This window comes from Pseudomonas sp. B611 (assembly GCF_055407965.1).
On sequence record NZ_JBUZST010000011.1, the window covers coordinates 138,557 to 160,384 of the forward strand.

Annotated in this window: 18 protein-coding genes; 12 read left to right on the top strand and 6 right to left on the bottom strand. The window is 63.5% G+C overall.

Going from position 1 to position 21,828, the window contains the following annotated elements; genetic code table 11:
* Positions 1-8 precede the first annotated feature (8 nt).
* The 9 genes from ACZRMO_RS21435 to ACZRMO_RS21475 are packed head-to-tail and all read left to right on the top strand — an operon-like array spanning position 9 to position 11,535.
* The gene (locus ACZRMO_RS21435) at positions 9-785 is read left to right on the top strand and encodes a polysaccharide biosynthesis/export family protein (protein ID WP_124529210.1); all 777 of its coding nucleotides are present in this window, start codon (positions 9-11) and stop codon (positions 783-785) included.
* A 14-nt stretch (positions 786-799) separates the two neighbouring features.
* Entirely contained in the window at positions 800-2,791 is a 1,992-nt protein-coding gene (locus ACZRMO_RS21440; RefSeq protein ID WP_463974136.1) for a GumC family protein, read from the top strand.
* On the top strand, positions 2,791-3,981 hold the full coding sequence (locus ACZRMO_RS21445; RefSeq protein ID WP_463974137.1) for a glycosyltransferase: 1,191 nt from the start codon (positions 2,791-2,793) through the stop codon (positions 3,979-3,981). The genes ACZRMO_RS21440 and ACZRMO_RS21445 overlap by 1 nt, the downstream gene beginning before the upstream one ends.
* Positions 3,971-5,299 carry a glycoside hydrolase family protein gene (locus ACZRMO_RS21450; RefSeq protein WP_463974138.1) on the top strand — a complete coding sequence of 443 codons (1,329 nt, stop codon included), beginning with the start codon at positions 3,971-3,973 and terminating at the stop codon, positions 5,297-5,299. The genes ACZRMO_RS21445 and ACZRMO_RS21450 overlap by 11 nt, the downstream gene beginning before the upstream one ends.
* Positions 5,300-5,306: 7 nt before the next feature.
* Positions 5,307-6,524, top strand: coding sequence for a glycosyltransferase family 4 protein (locus ACZRMO_RS21455; protein ID WP_463974139.1), 1,218 nt, complete (start codon positions 5,307-5,309; stop codon positions 6,522-6,524).
* Complete coding sequence (locus ACZRMO_RS21460) at positions 6,515-7,618, top strand: glycosyltransferase family 4 protein (protein ID WP_463974140.1); 1,104 nt, start codon at positions 6,515-6,517, stop codon at positions 7,616-7,618. The genes ACZRMO_RS21455 and ACZRMO_RS21460 overlap by 10 nt, the downstream gene beginning before the upstream one ends.
* Before the next feature lie 2 nt (positions 7,619-7,620).
* Positions 7,621-9,048 (top strand): O-antigen ligase family protein, encoded by a 1,428-nt coding sequence (locus ACZRMO_RS21465; RefSeq protein WP_463974157.1) that lies wholly within the window; start codon positions 7,621-7,623, stop codon positions 9,046-9,048.
* Positions 9,048-10,457, top strand: coding sequence for a lipid II flippase MurJ (locus tag ACZRMO_RS21470; RefSeq protein WP_463974141.1), 1,410 nt, complete (start codon positions 9,048-9,050; stop codon positions 10,455-10,457). The genes ACZRMO_RS21465 and ACZRMO_RS21470 overlap by 1 nt, the downstream gene beginning before the upstream one ends.
* 43 nt (positions 10,458-10,500) lie before the next feature.
* A complete protein-coding gene (locus ACZRMO_RS21475) occupies positions 10,501-11,535 on the top strand; it encodes an acyltransferase family protein (protein WP_463974142.1) in 1,035 nt (344 codons plus the stop codon).
* A gap of 203 nt (positions 11,536-11,738) precedes the next feature.
* Here the strand turns inward: ACZRMO_RS21475 and ACZRMO_RS21480 are convergent, their stop codons facing one another.
* The 4 genes from ACZRMO_RS21480 to ACZRMO_RS21495 form a co-directional block, all read right to left on the bottom strand.
* A complete protein-coding gene (locus ACZRMO_RS21480) occupies positions 11,739-12,314 on the bottom strand; it encodes a DUF4174 domain-containing protein (RefSeq protein ID WP_124529230.1) in 576 nt (191 codons plus the stop codon).
* A gap of 165 nt (positions 12,315-12,479) precedes the next feature.
* Positions 12,480-13,112, bottom strand: coding sequence for a glutathione S-transferase N-terminal domain-containing protein (locus ACZRMO_RS21485; RefSeq protein WP_463974143.1), 633 nt, complete (start codon positions 13,110-13,112; stop codon positions 12,480-12,482).
* A gap of 12 nt (positions 13,113-13,124) precedes the next feature.
* Positions 13,125-13,703: a GNAT family N-acetyltransferase gene (locus ACZRMO_RS21490; RefSeq protein WP_463974144.1), complete on the bottom strand. Its 579-nt coding sequence runs from the start codon at positions 13,701-13,703 to the stop codon at positions 13,125-13,127.
* Positions 13,704-13,771: 68 nt separating this feature from the next.
* Positions 13,772-16,129 (bottom strand): DNA polymerase II, encoded by a 2,358-nt coding sequence (locus tag ACZRMO_RS21495; RefSeq protein WP_463974145.1) that lies wholly within the window; start codon positions 16,127-16,129, stop codon positions 13,772-13,774.
* A gap of 181 nt (positions 16,130-16,310) precedes the next feature.
* On the opposite strand from ACZRMO_RS21495, the gene ACZRMO_RS21500 reads away from it, so the two are divergent.
* Entirely contained in the window at positions 16,311-18,536 is a 2,226-nt protein-coding gene (locus ACZRMO_RS21500; protein ID WP_463974146.1) for a TonB-dependent receptor, read from the top strand.
* 90 nt (positions 18,537-18,626) lie between these two features.
* Here the strand turns inward: ACZRMO_RS21500 and ACZRMO_RS21505 are convergent, their stop codons facing one another.
* A complete protein-coding gene (locus tag ACZRMO_RS21505; protein WP_463974147.1) occupies positions 18,627-19,094 on the bottom strand; it encodes an SRPBCC family protein in 468 nt (155 codons plus the stop codon).
* A gap of 187 nt (positions 19,095-19,281) precedes the next feature.
* On the opposite strand from ACZRMO_RS21505, the gene ACZRMO_RS21510 reads away from it, so the two are divergent.
* Entirely contained in the window at positions 19,282-19,683 is a 402-nt protein-coding gene (locus ACZRMO_RS21510; protein WP_463974148.1) for a GFA family protein, read from the top strand.
* A gap of 1 nt (position 19,684) precedes the next feature.
* On the opposite strand, the gene mrdA is transcribed toward ACZRMO_RS21510, so the two are convergent.
* Positions 19,685-21,577 (bottom strand): penicillin-binding protein 2, encoded by a 1,893-nt coding sequence (gene mrdA / locus ACZRMO_RS21515; RefSeq protein WP_463974149.1) that lies wholly within the window; start codon positions 21,575-21,577, stop codon positions 19,685-19,687.
* A gap of 69 nt (positions 21,578-21,646) precedes the next feature.
* Here mrdA and ACZRMO_RS21520 point away from each other — a divergent pair.
* Positions 21,647-21,828: hypothetical protein (locus ACZRMO_RS21520; protein ID WP_463974150.1), on the top strand; the 182-nt coding region annotated here is incomplete at its 3' end.

The window sequence follows — 21,828 nt, forward strand, 5'->3', positions numbered from 1 at the left end:
CCCCCTTGATGAAACGAACCGTGCTCGTCCTGGCCATGCTGGCCCTGGCCGCCTGCAATACACCCGCGCGCATCGTCGCGCCAGATGGCAAGGCTGTGGAGGACGGCAAGCGCGCCCTCGAACAGTTGGCGCAATTGCCGCCTGCCGTGGAACGCATCCGCGTCGGCGACCAGTTGCGCATCGTCCGTGATGCCGGCGAGATGCCGACGCTGTCGGCGTTCAACGTCAGCACCATCTATGAGCTGACGCTGTACACGGTGCAGACCGACGGCAAGATCAACTACCCGTTCCTCGGGCCGGTCCAGGTCGCTGGGCGCCAGCCTTCGGAACTCGCCGCCGAGCTGACCAACAAGCTCGCGCCGACCTACCGCGAGCCACGGGTGACGGTGAACATCAACCAGGCGCCGGGCAACTCGGTGATCGTCGGCGGCGCGGTGAACAACCCGACGGCGGTGCAGATCGCCACGGCCAACACCCTGGAACAGGCGATTCTCGGCGCGGGCGGGGTGAGCCCGGCAGGCAATGCGAGCATGGTCGCCCTGCTGCGCGAAGACGCCCAGGGCGCCTACCGCGCGTACTTCCTCGACTTCAGCCAGTTGCTCAAGACCGGCCCCAACGGGCGCAAACCGGTGCACCTGCAACGCGGTGACGTGGTGTTCGTGCCCAAATCCAACGTGGGCGAGCGCATCCAGGGGGTGGATACCTACATGAACCAACTGATCCCGTTCACCAAGTCCATTGGGGTTGGCTACAACTACACCCGAACCAGCGGCGGCAATAACTAAAGGAGCGACATCCCATGATCGAGATCCGTTCTTTTCGTGATCTTCTGCGCCTGTTCTTCATCTTCCGCCGTGAGTTCAAACTGGCGGCGGTTGCCGCGCTGGTGATCATCCTGCTCGGTGCGTTCCTGCTGCCGGCCAAGTACGAATCCACCGCGCGCCTGCTGGTCAAGCCGGGGCGCGACTCGACCTTGCCGATCGAGATCAGCAACCGCCAGGCCCTGGTCATGCCCAGCACCCAGCGCGACCCGATTGTCGATGAAGAACGCCTGCTCACCGGGCGCCCCATCGTGCGGGCGGTGGCCGAGCACTACCTGGAAGTCATCGAAAACGCGCCGCCGCCCGAAGGGTTCTGGAAGCGCACCAAGCACTACGTCAAGGAAGGCATCGGCGCCATTTTTGGCGGCGTGCGCGTAGTGCTGGAAACCGTGGGCATCGTCGAAAAAACCACCCCGGTGGAACGCCTCGCCGCCAGCCTGGAAAAGAGCTTTGAAGTAAGCCACGCCGCCGGCTCCACGGTGATGGACATCAGCTTCACCTGGGGCGACCCGGAAATTGCCCAGGCGGTGGTCAAGGATTGGGTCGAGACCTATATCAACGAACGCACCCAAGCCCTGGGGCGCAAGAGCCTCTATGTGTTTTACGAAGGCCAGGTGGCTACCAGCGCCACCGAGATCCAGAGCTACAAGCAGCAGATCCTCAAGCACCTCAACGAGATCGGCGCGGCGAGCATCACCGACCGCCTGGAAGACTTGTCCGAGCGCATCAACGTGCTGCGCGGCGAAACCTTCAACACCACACGCTTGATCGCCTCTTCGGACAGCGCCATCGCCAGCACGCGCACCCAGCTCAAGGGCCAGCCCAAGGAAGTCACCACGGTGCGCCAGATCGCACTGAACCCGCAGCAACAGGACTTGCGTCGCCTGCTTAACCAGAAGCTGCTGGAAAAGGCCGACATGATGCGCACCTACACCGACAACGCACCGCCGGTGAAAGCCCTCGACGCGTCGATCCGTGCGATGCGCGCCGAGGTCGCCAGCGAAAGCAACACCGTGCAAGCCTCGGAAAACCGTGCGCCAAACACCCTGGAAATCCACTTGCAGCGCGTGCTGCTGGATGAGACCAGCAACAACCAGGCGCTGCGCACGCAGCTGGTGCAACAGCAAAAACAACTGCTCAACCTCGAAGACCAGCGCAAGCAAGCGCTGGAGATCGAACCGGAACTGGCGCGCCTGGCCCGCGAGTTGAACACCACCGAGCGCAACTACGCGCTGTACGTGGACAACCTGGAAAAATCGCGCATCGACCGCGAGCTGGACAACAGCCAGATCAGCAACATTGCAGTGATCGAAGAAGCCACCCTGAACCCCGGCCGTATCTTCCCGAAAACCCTGGTGATGCTGGTCCTGGCGATCCCGTTTGCCATCGTCGTCGGCTTGCTGGTGATCTACCTGTGCTACCTGCTGGACCAGCGCATTCACGACGGCGGCCTGGTGGAGCGCAAGTTCGGCCTGCGCCTGTGGACCACCCTGCCGGAGCTGGACACCAGCACCGTGCAAAGCACCAACGCGTTCCACGCCAGCATCTACCGGCTGTACAGCCAGCTCAAACCCGACCGCATTGCGCAGAACGGCCTGACGCTGGGGCTGACCTCGGCGCGACACGGGGAAGGCGTGACCTTTGTCGTCGAACAGCTGCGCCAACTGCTGCAGGAAAACGGCGTCAACGTGCGGGTCGGCGGCCTCGCCCCGGCGGAGCCTGGCGAAGTGGTACTGCTGGATGCCTCGGGCCTGCTGGACAACCGCGACGCGTTTGTCACCCTGCGCCGCGCCGACCTGATTGCGCTGGTGGTGGAAGCGCATAAAAGCACGGTGCCGGTGGTGGAACATGCGCTGTCGATCCTCAATACCGCATTCGGCAAGGTCGACGGCATCATCATCAACCGGCGCAAATTCGAAGTGCCGGCCAAGGTGTTGCGCACCATCGCCAAATACCGGGGGGCCTTCTGATGCGCATCGCCCTGCTCGCGCCTTTGCCGCCAGAAAAGAACGGCATCGCCGACTACGCGAACCATTTCAAGACGGCATTGGAGCAACTGGGCGTGACGGTGGCGACACCGTTGACCGGCGTGGATGGCAACAGCGCAGCGATCCAACAGGCCATCGCCCGGTTCGACTGGCAGCGTATGGACCTGGTCCACGCCGAGCTGGGCGGCGGGCGCCTCGGCGAGTTCCTCGCCCTGGGTGAATTGCGCCGGGCCCACCCCTGCCTGCCGCTGACCGCCACCGTGCATGACCCGGAGCGTATGGTCTGGCGCCGTGAGCACCTGCCCTTCCCGCTGAACCTGTTGGCGCGTTTGCCCAGCCCGTTGCCGCAGGCGGCGGTGGTGCTGGCCGACCCGTTGACCCTGCGCGAAGAACGCCACGTCGCCCAAGGCCTGACGCGGCTGATCACCCTCACCCGCCTCGGCGCCGACTGCCTGAGCCAGCGTATGCAACTGCCGGCCGGCAAAGTGGCTGTGATCAACCACGCCAACCTGGCCATCCCCCCCGCGCCACTGCCGGCGCTGGACACCCTGCACCTGCTGTACTTCGGTTTTATCTACCGCGGCAAAGGCATTGAAGACCTGCTGCAAGCCTTGGCCGATGTGTTCAAGCAAGCCCCCGAATTGCGTGACCGTGTGCGCCTGACCCTGGCCGGTGGCACCGCCGCCGAAATGGCATTTGGCGCGGGCGGCAATTACCTGGAGCAGTTGAACAGCCAGATCGCCGCACTCGGCCTGAGCGGTTCCATCGACTGGCGGCTGAACCTGCCCGCCAGCGAGATTGCCCAGACCATCCAGGCCCACCATGTGATGGTGCTGCCCTATCGCGAATCGAAAAAACTCGGCCTGCTGGGGCGCCAGCGCGGCACCAGTGGCGCGCTGTCCTGGGCCGCCGCGTGCGGGCGCGGGGCGATCACTTCGGATGCGCGGGCGTTTGCCGAAGAAGTCGCCAGCGGCAACGGCGCGATCTATCCCCAGGGCGATGTGGCGGCGCTCGCAGCACAACTGTTGCGCCTGGCGCGCACGCCGTCGCTGGCCCGGGATTGGGCCGAACGCGCTGGGGAAATCGGCCGCGAACGCCTGTGGCCGTTGACCGCGCAAAAATTCAAGCAGCTCTTTGAACAGGCGATTGCCGGAGCCCCTTATGGCGCGTAAACGCACGTACCTCGCGACCCTGGCCGTGGTCGCAGCCTTGGGCCTCACGGCCTTTATGTGGGGGCGCCAGGCCGACGCCGAGAACCATGTGCTCAAGAGCAACAAGGTCGTGGTGTGGAAGGATTTCCTGGGGGTGAACGCGCAGTTCCTGTGGTTCGCCCCTGCGCGCTATCAACTGCAGATCGACCGCCTCAAGGCCCTGGGCCTGCAATGGGTGCGCCTGGATTTGCACTGGGACCAGCTGGAGCCGGTGGAGAACCAATACCAGATCGCGACCCTTGATCAGTTGGTCGGCAAGCTGCAGGACAACCAGCTCAAATCGGTGTTCTACCTGGTGGGTTCGGCACCCTTCGCCACCACCGCACCGGTCGGTGCGCCGTATCAGGACCAGTACCCGCCCAAAGACCCGAACGTGTTCGCCACGCGCATGGCGCTGCTGTCCCAGCGTTACCCCAGCGTGGATGCCTGGCAGGTGTGGAACGAGCCCAATCTGCTCGGCTTCTGGCGCCCGGTGGCCGACCCCGCAGGTTTTGCCGCGCTGTTGACCGCCACGGCTGGGGCCTTGCGCGGGGTCAATCCGAGCAAGCCGGTGGTTGCCGCCGGCATGGCGTTCTTCAGCGAAATGCCCAACGGCCAGACCATGTTCGATGCCCTTGGCGCCCTCGGCGTGGCCAGCCTCAACACGGTGATTTCCTACCACCCGTACACCCAGCTGCCCGAAGGCAACGACCCGGCCAACCTGGATTTCATCGCCAAGACCAGCGCACTCAACACTGCCCTGCGCAACGGCGGTGTGCAGACCCTGTGGAGCACCGAATGGGGCTGGTCCACCTACCCCGGGCCCAAGGATGCGCAAGACCTCATCACCCAACAAGGCCAGGCCGACTACGTGCTGCGCCGCCTGGCGCTGATGAGCGCGATGGATTTCGACAAGATCTTCCTGTTCACCCTCAGCGATCTCGACCAGCGCGCCAGCGTGCGGGACCAGTTCTACGGTTTGCTCGATATCGACGCCAACCCCAAGCCGGTGTACACCGCGCTGAAAAACTTTCTCGACTTCAGCGGGCCCAGCCTGAGCCCCGGCGACCCACCGCTTGCCGACTCACTGCCCGATGGCCTGTTCAGCATCGGCTGGACCCGCGCCGACGGCCACAAGCTGTGGTTCTTCTGGTCGGCCGCGGGCGGCAACGCGCACTTGCCAGGCCTGGCCAACGCCACGCTGTACGACCCGCTGCTCGGTACGCAAACCCCGCTGACCGGCACCAGCGGCCTGACCGTGACGGTCAAGCCGACCCTGCAAATTCTGTTATGGGATTGACGCGGCCATGCGCATTTTATGGATCCTGCCCTACTCACCCTGGCCCGCCACCAGCGGCGGCAAGACGCGCCAGTTTCACCTGCTGCGCAGCCTCGCGGCGCGCGGGCACCAGATCACCTTGCTGCTGCATGACAAACACCCGGTAACGCCGGCCGACCGCCAGGTGCTGGAGGACTTTCTCGAGCAATTGATCGTGCTACCGCGCCGCCCGCTGCGCAGCGTCAAAACGTTGCTGGCCGGGCTGTTCGCGCCCTACCCGCTGCTGGCCAGCGTGAATGGCCTGTCATGGGAGTTGCAGGACACGTTCGAGTGGCTGTTGGGTGAACAATGGGACGTGGTGCAGATCGAACACAGCTACACCTTCCAGCCTTATGAAGACGCCCTGGCGCGTAACGCCCAGCCGTTTGTGCTGACCGAACACAACGTCGAGTCGGCCCTCGGCGCCGCCACCTATGACCGCTTGCCGCGCTGGGCGCTGCCGTTCATTCGCTACGATCAATGGCGCTATGCACGCTGGGAACGCCGCGTGATGCGCCAGGCCACCCAGGTGGTGGCAGTGACCGAAAGCGACGCAGAGGTGCTGGAAAAGATCGTCGGCAAACGGGTGCCGGTGGTGGTCAACGGGGTGGATTGCGATCACTTCGCCAAGGCCCGCCCCGACCCCACCAGCCGCCGCGTGCTGTTCCTCGGCAACTACGAATACGCGCCGAATGTGGACGCCATCGAGTGGGCCCTGGATGAAATCCTGCCCAAGGTCTGGGCGCGCTGCCCCGATGCGCGCATGAGCGTGTGCGGCTTTGGCATGCCCACCAGTTGGCGCACGCGCTGGCCAGACCCGCGCATCGAATGGCAGGGCTTTGTACCGGACCTGCTGGCGCTGCAATCGAGCAGTGCGGTGTTCCTCGCCCCGCTGCGCCATGGCGGCGGCTCCAAGCTCAAGGTCCTCGAAGCCCTGGCCGCCGGCCTGCCGCTGGCAAGCACCGCGCAAGGGGTGTCGGGCCTGGACCTGGTGGAAGGCCTGGACTACCTCGGCGGGCAAACCGCGACCGCCCTGGCCGATGCCGTGGTGCGCCTGCTGCAATTTCCCGAAGCCGCCGCGCCCATGGGCGAAGCCGGCCGTGCTTATGTGCGTCGCGCCCATGACTGGAGCGTCGCCGCCAGCCAATTGGAGCAGGTGTACGCCAGCCTCGCGCCGCTCAAGCACAAGGAGCCCGCATGCGTGTAGGCCTGGATTACCGCACCGTCGGCACCTCGCCGCAATCGGGGATCAGCCGCCAAGTGTATGCCCTGGAAAACGCCCTGCGCACGCTGCCAGACCTTGAGCTGGAGCGCTTCACTGTGGCCCCCCTGGGCGATGAAACCCGTTTGCAGGCGCATTGCCCGCATTGGGGCTGCGCAAAAACCGCGATGCACCAACCGCAGAATCGCCTGCGCTTCGAGGCCGGTTTTCTGCCGCGTGCACTGCGCGAGCAACATATCGACTTGTACATCAGCACCTTCAACATGGGCCTGCCGCTGCCGCCCAAACCCAAGGGTTTGCGCACGGTGGTGCTGTTGCATGACCTGTTCCAGATCACCTTGGACAACTACCACGCCAACCGCCTGAAGGCCCTGGTCTACAAGACCAGCGATCGCCTGTCGATCGCCTATGCCGTGCACAGCGCCGACCGCGTGTGGACGCCGTCGCAGTACAGCGCCGATGAAACCGCGCGGCTGTTTCCAAAGGCGGCGGGCAAGATCCGCGTGCTGCCCAATCAGGTCGATGGCTTCGCCGGGCTGCCCGCCGACCTCAGTGCACGTCAACTGCCCGAGGGTTACTGGCTGCTGGTGGGCACCCGGGAGTTGCGCAAGAACGTGCCGTTCCTGGTGGACGCCTGGCAGCAGGCGCGGCGCCAATCCAGCGAGGTGCCGGAGCTGGTGCTGGTGGGCAGCCTCGAGCATCTGCCCGAGGCCCAGCGCACGCTGCCGGGGATTCGTGCCTTGAGCGGTGTGTCGGATGCCGAACTGCACGCGCTGTACCGCCAGGCCTCGCGCCTGTGGCAACCCTCTTACGCCGAAGGTTTCGGCTTGCCGGTGATCGAAGCCTTGAGTGTCGGCACCCCGGTGGCGGTGGCCAGCGGCACCTCGCTGGATGAAATCACCCCGCCGACGGCGCCGCGTTTTTCGCCCACCGATGGCCCGGCGCTGGTGCAATTGATGCTAGAGCTGGCGCAGCGCCGCGCAGAAGATTCGCCGGAGCAACGCCGCCTGTGGGCTGAGCGTTACAACCCTGGCGCCTATCGCCGCCGCCTGGCCGACCTGATCGAGGAGCTCAAGTGAGAATAAACCTGGCAAGCCTCGTCCCCATCCTCTTCGGCGTGCTGTTCGGCGCGCTGGCCTTGTTGCTGTCACCGGCCAAGGCATTTGTCGCCGTAATCGGCCTGGCGGGCGCGCTGACCATCCTGCGCTTTCCGCTGTGGGGCCTGCTGCTGTTTGCCCTGGTGGCGACGTTCATGCCGTACTCCACGGTGAACCTGGGCATCCGTACCACCGTCAGCGAAGCGATCCTCGCCCTGACCTGGGGCGCGGTGGTGTGGCAGCGATTTTTGTCGCGCATGCCCGAATCACCGCGCTTCACGCAACGCCCCACCGACCAGATGTTGCTGTGGCTGATGCTGTTCAGCGTGTTCCCGTTCATCGTCGGCCAGGTCATCACCCACGCCGACAGCAGCGGCCTGGCCAACTGGCTGCGCTGGTTGCTGAACCTGTCGGGGGTGTTCCTCGCGGCCAAATTGCTGGTGGAACGCAAGCACCGCGAAGCCCTGGTGATCGCCTTGCTGTTGGGCAGCCTGGCGATGCTGGTGCTGTCGATCGCGGTGTTTGTGCGCACGCGCTCGGGGGCCGGGATTGCGCCGATCCTGGGGCTGTTCAACTACGCCAACTTCGACACACTCAAGTTCGGCCTGGAAGCCATGTCCTCGCGCATGGGCTCGCCGTGGACCCACCCGAATGCCATCGGCGGGATCATGGCGCTGCTGCTGCCGTTGGCGTTCTGCTACGGCATGACCGAGCAAGGCTGGAAGCGCGGCCTCGGCCTGAGCGTGGCGTGCCTGGGTGCGGCGGCGCTGCTGTTGGCCAGTAGCCGTGGCGCGATGGTCAGCCTGGCGCTGGTGCTGCTGTGGATGGCCACGCGCCGCGTGCCGTACACCGGGCGCCTGCTGATGATCGGCGCGGCGCTGACCGTGGCGCTGGTGATGGCGTATCCGCCGTTGCAGGACCGCCTGGCGACGATTTTCTCGGCGAGCAACGCCAGTACCGAAGTGCGTTTCGACGAATACCGCATGTTCCCGCAGGCGATGGCGGCGTATCCGCTGGGCATTGGCTTCAAGGTCGATCCACCGGTGCCGGGCACGCAGTTGCTAGGGATTTCCAACCTGTGGCTGAACTACATCTACAAGATCGGCATTGTCGGCATGCTGCTGTTTGTCGCGGTGACGGTGCGCTGGTGGCGGGAAGCGCGCCCGGACAAAGGCCCGATCCGCCTGACCAAGGACAACGCCCTGTGGCTGGGCACCACGGCGGGCATTCTGGCGGCGTTGGTCAGTGGCTTGTTTGACCACTACTTCAGCTTTGCCGTGGTGATGGTGGCGCTGTTCTGGCTGATGGTGGGGATCAATGTGCTGGAGGCACGCCGGTTGTTTCCGGCACGCCTGCCGCAGGTCAAACAGGTTGCGGCGCCTGAGCCGCTGCTTGATGGCGTACACCCCTGATGCTCGGCTCTGCCGCCTGGCTCACCGTGGCGACCTTGCTCGGCTTGTGCCTGGGCTTTGCGCGCGAATGGTTGCTGGTGGCGGCCTGGGGCGCGGGCGAGCGCAGTGATGCGTTCCTGATTGCGCTGTTTTTGCCCGAAGCCTTGCGCATGTCGCTGGCCGGTGGCGTGCTCAGCGCCGCCGCGCTGCCGCTGTACCTGCAACGCCAGGAGGGTGAGCGCCTGAATTGGCTGGCGGTGTTGTTTCCCGCACTGCTGCTGATCGCGCTGGTGACCAGCCTGTTGCTGACGCTGTTGGCGCCGTGGCTGGTGCAACTGCTCGGCCCGGGATTGGCGGCGAGTGCCACGGCGTTGGCGGGCAGCAATCTGCAGATCGTCGCGTGGTGCGTGCCGGGGTTGATGCTGCATGCGCTGTTCAGTATTCCGTTGCAGGCCAGTGAGCGGTTTGTGCTGGCCGGGTTGGGCTCGTTGCTGTTCAACCTGCCGCCGGTGACCTACCTCGCCCTCGCCGGCACCGCCACCCAACCCCACACACTGGCCCTGGCCTGCCTCGCCGGCAGCCTGTTGATGCCGCTGGCGCTGCTGCCGTCGATCTGGCGCCAGGGCTGGCGGCCGTGGCGCTGGCAGCTGTCGCTGGCACCGCTGCGCGAGCTGGGCCAGCGCATCGGCCCGCTGCTGTTGAGCAACGGCGCCAGCCAGGGCTTGGCGCTGATCGAACGGCTGGTGGCGTCGCTGCTGGGGGAAGGCGCGGTGACCTGGGTCAACCTCGCGCGCAAGCTGATGAACCTGCCGCTGATTGCGCTGATGAGCCTCAACCAAGTGCTGCTGGGCATGATGAGCCGCCGCCAGGGCGACGAACGCCTGGCCCTGCTCAAGCGCGGCTTGCAAACCGCCAGCGTGCTGACCCTGCCCGCCGGTGTCGGCCTGGTGGCGGCGGCCCCGAGCCTGGTGGCGCTGCTGCTGCCCAAGCAGTCGGCGGATTCGCCGCTGCCGCTGCTGCTGGCGTGGTTTGCCGTGCCGCTGGTGTTCGGCGCCTGGAACGCGTTGCTCGCACGCTACGCCTACGCCGCTGGCGACACACGCCAGCCGTTGCGTTGCGAACTGCTCGGCAGCCTGGTCAACGTACTGTTGCTTGGCGCGTTGCCGTTTGTGTTTGGCCTGGCGGGCATTCCGCTGGCGGCGCTGGCCGGCGTGCTGTGCACCGCGCTGCTGTTGATGCAGCGCCAGTCCTTGCTCGCCGCCCTGCCCTGGGCGCGGCAATGGCTGCTGAGCACGCTGTTGCTGGGCCTGGCGGCGTTGCTGCTGTTTCGGATTGAAGGCGTATGGCTGCAACTGGGGCTGAGCACCCTGGCCGGCGCCGTGGTGTTGCTGGGCATGGGGCTGTGGCTCAAGCCATGGCGCAAGGCATAAAGGATTGTTGGGAGGTGGTCAGGTGAAACATCGCTGGATTCAAATGGATATCGCCAAAGGCATCGGCATCCTGGTGATCGTGTATGCCCACAGCTGGTTTGTGGCCACGTCCCTGGACCTGCTGTACCCGATCCTGGCGTCGTTCATTCTGCCGCTGTTCTTCTTTTTGTCTGGTGTGCTGTTCAAGCCGGAACAGCCGTTTGGCGAGATGGCCGTGCGCAAGGCCGACGGCCTGCTCAAGCCGTTTTTCTTCACCATGCTGGTCTACGTAATTGTGCGCGATGTGCTGCGCGGGCAACCGCTGCTGCCGGATATCGGCGGCGTGCTGTATGCCTCGGTGGACACCATCCCGTGGCAGGCGCTGTGGTTTCTGCCGCATTTCTGGGTGGCGATCCTGTTCAGCTGGTGCGTGCTGCGCTTGATCCAACGCCTGCCGCTGGCGCTGAGTTGTGTGCTGACCGGACTGATTCTGGTGGTCGGGACCTGGATACTGCCGTGGTTCTGGCAACTGCCGGTGACCGTCGGCGAACACACCTGGGTGCTGCCCGGATTGCCGTTCAGCCTGGACGTCACGCTGATCAGCAGCGCGTTTTTCATCCTCGGCTACCTGCTGCGCGACTGGCTGCGCCGGCATGAGGGCTCACTGCTGACGCTGGTGATATCGGCGGTGCTGTTTGCGGCGGTGTTTCTCTGGCGGGGTGACACCATGGACCTGGCGCAACGGCGCTATGACCACTGGTTGTGGACCAGCCTGCTGGCGGTGATTGGCGTGTACCTATGCTGGGCGTTGGCGCGAGTGCTGATGGTCTCGGCGCTGCTGACGCGGGCGATGACCTACATTGGCCAGTCCACGCTGATCCTGTTGATCTTCCATGGCGAGATCCAGCACAAGACCTTCGACCTGATGGCGCGTGTGGGGCTGCCTCCGTTTGCAGCCGCGTGCGTTGGCCTGGTGGTGGCGGTAGTGGCGCCGTTGCTGATTGGGGAAGTGATCAAGCGGGTGGCGTTCTTGCGGTTTTTCTACTTTCCGTTTCCGGTGCGCAAGAAAACTGAAACGCAAGCGCCAGCACGCAACTGAACCCAAATGTGGGAGCGGGCTTGTGTGGGAGCGGGCTTGCTCGCGAATGCGGTGGTTCAGTTAGAACATCTTTGACTGACACACCGCTTTCGCGAGCAAGCCCGCCCCCACAGGAGGGCGGCGGAGTGGCCAGATTCCCAGCCTGGCGCAAATCCAGATGTGGGAGCTGGCTTGCCTGCGAAGCAACCGGCTCCTGGCGTGGATCAATCGTCCAGTTGTTGCGGCGCAGGCTTGCTGCCGGCCTTGGCCGGTTTGGCACCTTTGGCGGGTGCGGGGGCAGCCGGCTCGGGTTCTGCGGCGGCGGCGGTTTCTTTTTCAGCCATGGGCATCTGGTCGATGGTGCTGAAGAATTCCTTCAGGTCGAGGGTATCCGGTGGCACGGTCTTCTCGAGTTTCTTCTCGCCATCCTTGCCCACCAGGATGACCTTGGTGCCGCTGCCAGCACCCAGTTTGAGGGCGCGGATCAGTGCGTTGGTTTCTGGCGGCGTGAGTTTTTTGTTGTCCTTGGCGTCCTTGGCGAACTTCTCCCCTTCGGCGCCGATGCTGCCGAACTTCACGGTGTAGAACACCATGTTGCGTTCTTCGAACGCTTGCTTGTTGGCAGGCTCGTCGAGTTGCTTCTTGAGCGTGGTCAAAGTGGCGTTACCGGAATCAAGCTCCACCACTACCAGCGGACGGGCTTTGCCCACGTCCTGCTTGAGTGGGTTGGTATCATCAGCGGCCAACAGCGGCCCCGTAAAAACCATCAAGGTAGCCAGGGTCAGCGACCGGATGAGCATGCGCACCTCCTTCTAATTCCATGCAGGGTTCTTGAGTTTCATGTCTGCGACAGTCAAATTCAAGGATGATTCCTACACCACTTTAAGAAAGCGTAGGTCAGGACGCCCGCTACGCAAGGGGTTGAGGCGCTTGCGCGGTGATTGTTTCCACTGATTGCGGAAACATCAGGTGACGTTCCACTGCGGCCAATGCCGGGCAAATACGGGCGCCACCACGGGATCGGCGTCCACCTGCGCCAGGCTCTGAGCAAAGCCCGGGGCCAGGCCGTTCAATGCCTCCCGCGACTCATCCCAGCGCGACACCGCCGCCGCCATCAGGCCCAGTGCATTCGGCGTGTCATTGGGGCCGAACAACTGCCCGGCAAACTGATCGGCAAACACCACCCAGGCCTGATGCAAGTAGCGCCGCGTGCCGGTGACCAGTCGCGCCTGCACGGTTTCATTGACGTTGCCGAGCCAGCGTTGCGGGTAGTCGATGATGCCGATGGCCGAGTAGCAATTGGCGGCGATGTACACCAGGCCGCGGATGATCTGCGCGCGGTTGCCGGCGAGCAATTCAGACGCGGGAAACTCCAGGCCGAGGTGGATCAGGATCGCTGCGCTTTCTGTCAGTACCTGGCCATCGGGCGTCAGCAACGTGGGCACTTGCTTGAGCGGGTTGATGCGCGCCAGTTCGTCACTGCCGGCGCCCTCGGCCCATGACGCGGCGTCGACCCGGCGCCATGGCACCGCGCAACGTTGCAGGGCGATTTCGATCATGCACGAGCCGGATTCGTCGATGCCGTAGAGCGTGTACATGGGCCTGGTCTCCTAGCGTTGCAGTTTGGCCTGCAAGTGCGCCTTCACCTGCGGCCATTCCGAGTCGATGATGCTGAAGCGCACCGAATTGCGCTTGCGCCCGTCGGGCATGATGCGTTCGTGGCGCACAATGCCTTCTTGCACGGCGCCCAGGCGCAGGATCGCGGCGCGGGATTTTTCGTTGAGTTCGTCGGTGGTGAATTGCACGCGCACGCAGTCGAGGACTTCAAAAGCGTAGGTCAGCAGGAGCAGTTTGGCTTCGGTGTTGATCGCGCTTTTTTGCGTGGATTGCGCCAGCCAGGTGTGGCCGATTTCCAGCTTGCGGTTGACCCGATCGACCTTCCAGAACCGCGTGCTGCCGACCACCTGGCCGCTGTCGCGGCGCACGATGGTGAACGGGATCACCGTGCCCGCGTCACGTCCGGCCAGCGCCGTGTCGATGTATTTTTCGACGGTATCGGGGCCGGGCACATTGGTGACCTTGAGGTTCCACAACTCGCCATCGGCGGCGGCGTCGAGCAAGGCGCTGGCATGTTGCGGTTGCAGGGGCTGGAGTTCGACCGTGGTGCCGGTCAGGGTGAGCTGGGTCATGGTGGCTGCGCCGTCGGGTGGTCTTCAGCGGCCAGAGTGCAGGTTCGCAGCGCGTCGAATCAAGCGTTTTAAAACAGGCCCATCTGCCCGCCGACCAGGGTGCCGAAATCGTCATTCACAAACGGCAGGATCGCATCGGCCACCGGCTGCAATTGCCGGGTGACGTAGTGGTCGTAGTCGATGGGCGCCTGGCGGGTTTCCAGGGGTTCCGGGCCGTTGACCGTGATCACGTAGCTGATCCAGCCACCGCGCTGGTACTGGCGCGGGCGCCCGAGGCGGTCGTTGTAGTCGTCCGCCAGGCGCGCGGCGCGCACATGGGGCGGCACGTTGCGTTCGTAGTCGTCCAACTGGCGGCGCAGGCGCTTGCGGTAGATCAGCAACTCGTCGAATTCACCACTCAAGGTGCGCTGCACGTAGTCACGGATGTAATCCTGGTGCGGCTGGCGATGGAAGATGCGCTGGTAGAGTTCCTGCTGGAACTGGCGGGCCAGGGGCGACCAGTCGCTGCGCACGGTTTCCAGGCCTTTGTAGACCATTTCTTCGCGACCATCGCTGTGCGTGACCAGGCCGGCGTAGCGTTTTTTGCTGCCCTCCTCCGCGCCGCGAATGGTCGGCATGAGGAAGCGGCTGAAGTGGGTTTCGTATTGCAGTTCCAGCGCGCTTTGCAGGCCGAACTCGCTGCGCAGGTGCTCGCGCCACCAGTCGTTGACGTGCTGCACCAAGGCGCGGCCGATGCGCCCCGCGTCTTCCTGGGAATGCTTGCTGCCGAGCCAGACGAAGGTGGAGTCGGTGTCGCCGTAGATCACCTCATAACCCTGGGCTTCGACCAGGGCGCGGGTCTGGCGCATGATCTGGTGACCGCGCATGGTGATGGACGACGCCAGCCGCGTGTCGAAGAAGCGGCAACCGCTGGAGCCGAGCACGCCGTAGAAGGCGTTCATGATGATTTTCAGCGCCTGGGACAACGGCGCGTTGTGTTCGCGCTTGGCTTCTTCGCGGCCCTCGGACACCCGCGCGACGATGGCTGGCAAGCAATGCCGGGTGCGCGAGAAACGCGCACCGCGAAAGCCTTCGACCGACTGGCTGTCGTCGGGGTACTTGAGGCCTTCGATCAGGCCCACTGGGTCGATCAGGAAGCTGCGGATGATCGACGGGTAGAGGCTTTTGTAGTCGAGCACCAGCACCGATTCGTAGAGGCCGGGGCGCGAGTCCATGACAAATCCGCCGGGGCTGGCCTGGGGCGGTTTGTCCCCCAGGTTCGGCGCGACAAAGCCCTGGCGGTGCATCAGCGGCATGTACAGATGGGTGAACGCGGCGACTGAGCCGCCATTGCGGTCCGCCGGCAAGCCGGTGACGCTGGCGCGTTCCAGCAGGAAGGTGAGCAGTTCGGTCTTGGCGAAAATCCGCGTGACCAGTTCACAGTCCTTGAGGTTGTAGCGCGCCAGGGCGGGTTTGTCCTCGGCGAACATGCGGTTGATTTCGTCCATGCGCTGGTATGGCGTGGAGATGTCCTTGCCTTCGCCGAGCAGGGTTTGCGCGACGTTTTCCAGGCTGAAGGATTCAAAGCTCCATGTCGCCGAACGCAGGCCCTCGATACCGTCGATGATCAAGCGCCCCGCCGCTGCGGCGAAGTAGTGGTTGCGGCTGCCGTGTTCGCGCCAGGTCATGGCTTCGCCGCCACGCCCGAGCAGCAGCGGCACGTTGAGGCGCTGGGCGTGTTCGTGGAGCACGCGCAGGTCGAACTGCACCACGTTCCAGCCGATGATCGCATCGGGATCAAAGGTGGCCAGCCAGTGGTTGAGGCGTTCGAGCAGTTGGGCGCGGGTGTCGCAGTAGTCGAGCTTGAAGTCCACCGCCGTGGTTTGGTTCGGCGGGCCGAGCATGTACACCTGGCGCTCGCCGCAGCCTTCGAGGGCGATGGAATAGAGCTCGCCCTTGGCGGTGGTCTCGATGTCCAGGGACACCAGTTTGAGCGCTGGGCGGTAGTCGGGCGCGGGTTTCATCTGCGCATCCATCAACACACCGTTGGCATCGGGCGTACCGCCAAACCACACGGGCGCGGTGATGAAGCGTTCCATCATGTAGCGCTCGGGCGGGCGCACGTCGCCTTCGTAGACGTCGACACCGGCGGCGCGCAGGCGTTTTTCCACGTCCATCGCCTGGCGGTGCTGGCGGGTGTAGAGGCCCAGGACCTTGCGGTGATGGAAGTCCAACAGTTCCAGCGGGCGCAGTTCGATCTCGCGCTCGCCCTTGAGCAGCCAGTCGAGCGGCTTGCGATGGGCTTCGGGGATGAACATCACCGAGGTCTGCACGGGGAGGCGCACAAGCCTGGGGCCTTGGTCGGTGGCCAGCCAGAAGCTGACCTCCGTGCCCGCCGGGGTGTCGCGCCAATGCCGGGTCAGGACAAAACCCTGCTGTAAATCCACCGTACCGCACCTCAGGAATCGCTATCAGGGCGTGATTCTACTCGGCTACGTGCGCACGCAGACCGCGAAAGTAAATATTTGTTGCGCGACGTTAATAACAATCACTATCATTCGCACCGGAGTCGTATCCGCGCAGCGAGGACGCGCAACATTTGTTGCCCTTTTCCTCACTGGATCGCCCATGCCCTTCCCTATTCCGTTTCGTCCGACCCTGCTCGCCCTGTGCTGCTCCCTGAGCATCACTGCTCATGCCGCCACCCCAGCCACCCCGCAGGATGCGAACAACCGTCAGGACGGCAATACCCTGGAATTGGGCGCCACCAACATCAGCGCCGACGCACCCGCGCCAAGCGCCCTGCCCCCGGTGTACGCCGGCGGCCAGGTGGCACGCGGTGGCCAGTTGGGGGTGCTGGGCAACCAGGACATCATGGACGTGCCGTTCAGCATGTCCTCCTATACCGAGAAACTGATTCGCGACCAGCAGGCCGAAACCGTCGGCGATGTGCTGCTCAATGACTCATCCGTGCGCCAGGCGTCGGGGTATGCCAATCAGGCGCAGACCTTCATGATTCGCGGCTTGCCCCTGAACGGCGACGATATGTCCTACAACGGTCTGTACGGCATCCTGCCGCGCCAGATCATCTCCACCGACGCCCTTGAACGGGTTGAAGTGTTCAAGGGCCCGAATGCCTTTATCAACGGCGTGAGCCCCACCGGTTCGGGGATTGGCGGCGGCGTGAACCTGCAACCCAAGCGCGCCGATGATCTGCCGTTGCGCCGTTTCAGCACCGACATCAGCAGCGATGGTCGGGTGGGCGAGCACTTGGACATTGGCCAGCGTTTTGGTGAAGACCATCAGTTTGGCGCACGGGTGAACCTGTCCCAGCGCGAAGGCGATACCGGCATCGATGATGAAAACCAGCGTTCGAAGCTGTTTGCGGTTGGCCTGGACTACCGTGGCGATGCGCTGCGTTTGTCCGGCGACTTTGTGTACCAGAAGGAGCATATCAACGGCGGGCGCAACTCGGTGTTCACCGGCACCGCCACCCACATCCCGGATGCGCCTTCGGCCGACACCAACTACGCGCCGAGCTGGAGCAGTACCAACCTGGAAGACACCCTGGGCATGCTGCGTGCCGAGTACGACCTGAGCGACAACTGGACGGCGTACGCGGCAGGCGGGGTCAAGCACACCCGCGAGATGGGGCGTTACTCGTCGGTGACCCTGACCGACAACCTCGGCAACGCCACCGCCAGCGGCTCGACCATTGCCCACGAAGAAGACAACAGCAGCCTGATGACGGGCCTCAATGGCAAGTTCCAGACCGGCGCGGTGAGCCATCGTCTCAACTTCGGCCTGGCCGGGACCTGGACCCAGGCGCGCAACGCCTATGTGTTTGCCAGCGGCAAGACCACCACCAATATCTACAACCCGGTGACCGGCGCGCCACCGGCCTTGAACAACCCACGCAACACCCCGGGCACCGACTTCAGCGACCCGGAAATCACCGCCAAGACCTTTGTGCGCAGCGCGGCCGTTTCGGACACCTTTGGCTTCTTCGATGACCGCCTGTTACTGACCGTTGGCGCACGTCGCCAGCAGATGGTGGTGCAGGGTTACAACTACGCGAGCGGCACCCGCACGGCGAACTATGACGAGTCGATCACCACGCCGGTCTACGGCCTGGTGTTCAAGCCGTGGGAGCATGTGTCGGTGTACGCCAACCGCATCGAAGGCTTGGCGCAGGGGCCGACGTCGCCGCTGAAATTGGGTGAACGGACGATCATCGGCGGCGGCCAAGCCTATGCGCCGGCACGCTCCAAGCAGATTGAAGCGGGCGTCAAGGTCGATATGGGCACCTACGGTGCCACGCTGGGTGTTTACCGTATCGAACAGCCTGGGGCCGGTTACTCCGAAGTCGTCGATGCAACCACGGCGCGCTACGTGCGCGAAGGCCTGCAAATCAACAAGGGCGTGGAGCTCAACGTGTTCGGCGAACCGGTCAGCGGCCTGCGTTTGCTCGGCGGTGTGACAGTGATGAAGACCGAGCTCAAGGACACGCAAAATGGCGCCAATGACGGCAACCGTGCGATCGGCGTGCCTTCGTTCCAGCTCAACGCTGGGGTGGATTGGGATGTACCGGGCCTGCAAGGCGTAAGCCTCAACGGGCGCATGCTGCGCACCGGCGGGCAGTACGCTGATGCGGCCAACAACCTCAGCCTGCCGGCGTGGAACCGCTTCGATGTGGGTGCGCGCTACAACTTCAAGGTGGCGCAGCGTGATGTCACCGTCGGCGCCACGGTGGAAAACGTCGCCAATGCCAAGTACTGGGAATCGGCGCAAGGCGGCTTCCTGAGCCAGGGTGATCCGCGGGTGGCCAAGTTGTCTGCGTCGGTGGATTTCTAGAAAAGTAAAAAGCAACCTGTGGCGAGGGCGCTTGCTCCCTCGCCACAACAAGCCCCATGCCGCCCAGGCTGAAAACCCCAAGTGCGGGCATCAGGCGCGACGGGCTTGGCCGAGATAGTTTTCGATATTGCCCATTTGCTCGTCCCAGCCCCGGGAGTTCATCTTGAAGGCTTTTTGGCGGCGGGCTTCTGGAATGCCGTCAAAACCCGACTCAACCACCCGTAGCAAAATACCCGGTGCGCGATCCTCGATAGTGAATTCCACAAGGGTCGGTGTTTCCTTGTCGTAATCGACCCCCTCCTCCACCGCATACGGGTGCCACCAGAAAGAGAACAACGTTTGCGGCAGGATGCGTTCGATCCTCGCCTTCCAGATCACATGCTCGTAACCGGGATAAGTGATCGGCGCCTTGATGGTTTCACCCGCGACAAAGCTCTGGCCCTTGAGGGCAATGCCAAACCAGCAGCCGAATTGCTCGGCATCGACAAGGGCTTCCCACACCTGTTTACGTGAAGCATTGAGCAGGACTTTTCGTTCTATTCGATCCAGTACGTGCATAAGTCACCTCCTCCATTGAAGGTAGGCGACATCAACCAATGCGCAACCTTTTCGGTCACGCATTGGTGTTGCGACTTATCTCAGAACGTCCATTTGGTGTTGACCAGCGCATTAATTCGCATCACTTATGATGCGCAGCGCGGCGGCGAACGGTAGATTGCTCCCCTCCCCTTTGAGGTGAAGCACCATGACTCAACAACTCCATGGAAGTTGTGCCTGCAAGGCCGTGCAGTATCAGTTGGACAGCCTGGACATGCCCATCAGCCACTGTCATTGCCAAAGCTGTCGCAAGGTCCACGCGGCGGCGTTCGTTGCGACTGCCGGTGTGATGCGCGAGCACTTCCGCTGGACCCAGGGTGAGGCACTGTTATCGTCGTATGAATCTTCGCCGGGTAAGTTCAGGCATTTCTGCACGCGTTGCGGCTCACATCTGATGGCCGAGCGTGGGCATCAGCCCCATGTGATTGTGCGGGTAGCAACGTTGGATGATGACCCGGGCATGCGCCCTACTTCGCACATCTGGACCGCCCACGATGTGCCATGGCTGGCACATGAGGACGTGGAGCAGTGGCCCGAATGGAAGGCGTGACTCAGACGTGTGGGTCACCAGGCGCTTTGGCCGGCGTCGCGTATTGAGGTTTCAGGTGACCATCCTGGTCGAGTAGCCAGGCGTCCATGATCTGTCGCACCACAGGGCCGGCAACCCGGCCACCCGCCTCGCCGTTTTCGATCATCACCGAGATCACGATTTTCGGGTGCTCGGCAGGCGCGAAGCCGACGAACAAAGCGTTGTCGCGATGGCGTTCCAGGGTCTTGTTACGGTTGTAACGCTCGCCCTGCTTGATCGCCACCACTTGCGCCGTACCACTCTTGCCGGCAATCCGGTATTGCGCGCCTTGTGCGGCGGCGCGGGCGATACCGCGCGGGTCGTGCATCACCAGTTGCATGCCGTGGTTGACCTGCTCCCAGTCACGCGGGTCCTTGAGGACCACGTTGGGCATCGGGTTTTCGTCCACTGGCGCCACGCCGTTGATGGTCTTGGCCAGGTGCGGACGATTCCACACACCCTTGTTGGCAATCAACGCGGTGGCCTGGGCCAGTTGCAGTGGGGTGACCTGCATATAACCCTGGCCAATGCCGAGGATCACGGTTTCGCCAGGGAACCAGGGTTGGCGACGTGTGGCGCGTTTCCAGGATTGGGATGGCATCAGGCCGGCAGATTCCTCGAACATGTCGAGGGAGACTTTCTGGCCAAGACCGAATTCGGCCAGGTAATCGTGCAGGCGGTCGATACCGAGCTTGTGCGCCAGGTCGTAGAAGTAGGTGTCGTTGGAACGCATGATGGCAGCGTCCATGTCCACCCAACCGTCGCCGCTGTGGTTCCAGTTGCGGTACTTGTGGTCGAAGTCAGGCAGTTGGTAGTAGCCGGGGTCGAACACGCGGGTCTGGGCGGTGACAACACCGCTGTCGAGGCCGGCGATGGCCACCTCGGGCTTGATCGTCGAGCCGGGCGCATAGAGCCCGCGCAGTACGCGATTGAAGAGCGGCCGGTCGATGGAATCGTGCAGTGCGGCGTATTCCTTGAAGCTGATGCCGGTGACGAACATGTTCGGGTCAAAGCTCGGCTTGCTGACCATGGCCAGTACTTCGCCGGTCTGTGGGTCGAGGGCGACCACCGAACCACGACGATCACCCAAGGCTTCCTCAGCGGCTTCCTGGAGGTGGACATCGAGGCTGAGCACGATGTTTTTACCGGGGATTGGGTCGGTGTGCTTGAGCACGCGCAGAACACGGCCCTGGGCGTTGGTCTCGACTTCCTCGTAACCGACGTGGCCATGCAGTTCGGATTCGTAGAAACGCTCGATACCGGTCTTGCCAATGGACTGTGTGCCGCGGTACTCCACCGAGTCGAGAGACTTGGATTCTTTTTCGTTGATCCGGCCAACGTAGCCGATGGAGTGGGCGAAGTGTGCGCCTAATGGATAGTGGCGAACGAATTGCGGCTCGACGTCCACGCCGGGCAAACGGAATTCGTTCACGGCCAACACGGCAATCTGCTCTTCGGTCAACTCGTAGAACAACGTGACGGGTACGAACGGGTGGCGTGCCTGCTTCAGCGCTTTGTCGAACACGGCGCGGTCTTCGGCCGGCAAATGCAGCAGGTTGACGATTGCGTCCAGCTCACCCTTGAGATCAGTGGTGCGCTCGCGGGTGATGGTCAGGTTGTAGCTGGGGCGGTTGTCGGCCAGCACCACGCCGTTGCGGTCATAGATCAAGCCGCGCGTCGGCGTGATGGGGAGGACGTGCACGCGGTTGTTTTCAGAAATAGTGGAGTGATAGTCGAACTGTACGACCTGCAGGAAATACATGCGGCCTACCAAGGCGCACGTGATGCCAATCACCAACAGCGCGCAGGCGAGCAGGCGCTTGTTGACCAGGCGGTTTTCTTTTTCGTGATCTTTGATCGGTATGGCTTCAGGCATTTCTACAGCATCTCGTTGAAGAAGGGCGACGCCGCGTCCTGCGGGTGAAAGATCAGTCCTTGTGAAAATGTGCTGCACCATACCAAAAATGCAGAAACACTTTGTATTGATTTCCCCAACGGTAGGCTCAAGGAGCCTGTCGATGCTTGGCTGGCTTTTCTCGCGCCCAAAACAAAACCCCATCTGCTTTCGCAAATGGGGTTTCGGAATTTAATCTTGACGATGACCTACTCTCACATGGGGAAACCCCA

Excerpts from the sequence above, each read along its gene's own strand:
- ACZRMO_RS21500 (WP_463974146.1), top strand. The coding sequence starts at position 16,311 with ATGCCCTTCCCTATTCCGTTTCGTCCGACCCTGCTCGCCCTGTGCTGC.
- ACZRMO_RS21475 (WP_463974142.1), top strand. The coding sequence starts at position 10,501 with ATGGATATCGCCAAAGGCATCGGCATCCTGGTGATCGTGTATGCCCAC.
- ACZRMO_RS21510 (WP_463974148.1), top strand. The coding sequence starts at position 19,282 with ATGACTCAACAACTCCATGGAAGTTGTGCCTGCAAGGCCGTGCAGTAT.
- ACZRMO_RS21470 (WP_463974141.1), top strand. The coding sequence starts at position 9,048 with ATGCTCGGCTCTGCCGCCTGGCTCACCGTGGCGACCTTGCTCGGCTTG.
- ACZRMO_RS21450 (WP_463974138.1), top strand. The coding sequence starts at position 3,971 with ATGGCGCGTAAACGCACGTACCTCGCGACCCTGGCCGTGGTCGCAGCC.
- ACZRMO_RS21440 (WP_463974136.1), top strand. The coding sequence starts at position 800 with ATGATCGAGATCCGTTCTTTTCGTGATCTTCTGCGCCTGTTCTTCATC.
- ACZRMO_RS21505 (WP_463974147.1), bottom strand. The coding sequence starts at position 19,094 with ATGCACGTACTGGATCGAATAGAACGAAAAGTCCTGCTCAATGCTTCA.
- mrdA (WP_463974149.1), bottom strand. The coding sequence starts at position 21,577 with ATGCCTGAAGCCATACCGATCAAAGATCACGAAAAAGAAAACCGCCTG.
- ACZRMO_RS21455 (WP_463974139.1), top strand. The coding sequence starts at position 5,307 with ATGCGCATTTTATGGATCCTGCCCTACTCACCCTGGCCCGCCACCAGC.
- ACZRMO_RS21485 (WP_463974143.1), bottom strand. The coding sequence starts at position 13,112 with ATGTACACGCTCTACGGCATCGACGAATCCGGCTCGTGCATGATCGAA.
- ACZRMO_RS21445 (WP_463974137.1), top strand. The coding sequence starts at position 2,791 with ATGCGCATCGCCCTGCTCGCGCCTTTGCCGCCAGAAAAGAACGGCATC.
- ACZRMO_RS21480 (WP_124529230.1), bottom strand. The coding sequence starts at position 12,314 with ATGCTCATCCGGTCGCTGACCCTGGCTACCTTGATGGTTTTTACGGGG.
- ACZRMO_RS21490 (WP_463974144.1), bottom strand. The coding sequence starts at position 13,703 with ATGACCCAGCTCACCCTGACCGGCACCACGGTCGAACTCCAGCCCCTG.
- ACZRMO_RS21435 (WP_124529210.1), top strand. The coding sequence starts at position 9 with ATGAAACGAACCGTGCTCGTCCTGGCCATGCTGGCCCTGGCCGCCTGC.
- ACZRMO_RS21460 (WP_463974140.1), top strand. The coding sequence starts at position 6,515 with ATGCGTGTAGGCCTGGATTACCGCACCGTCGGCACCTCGCCGCAATCG.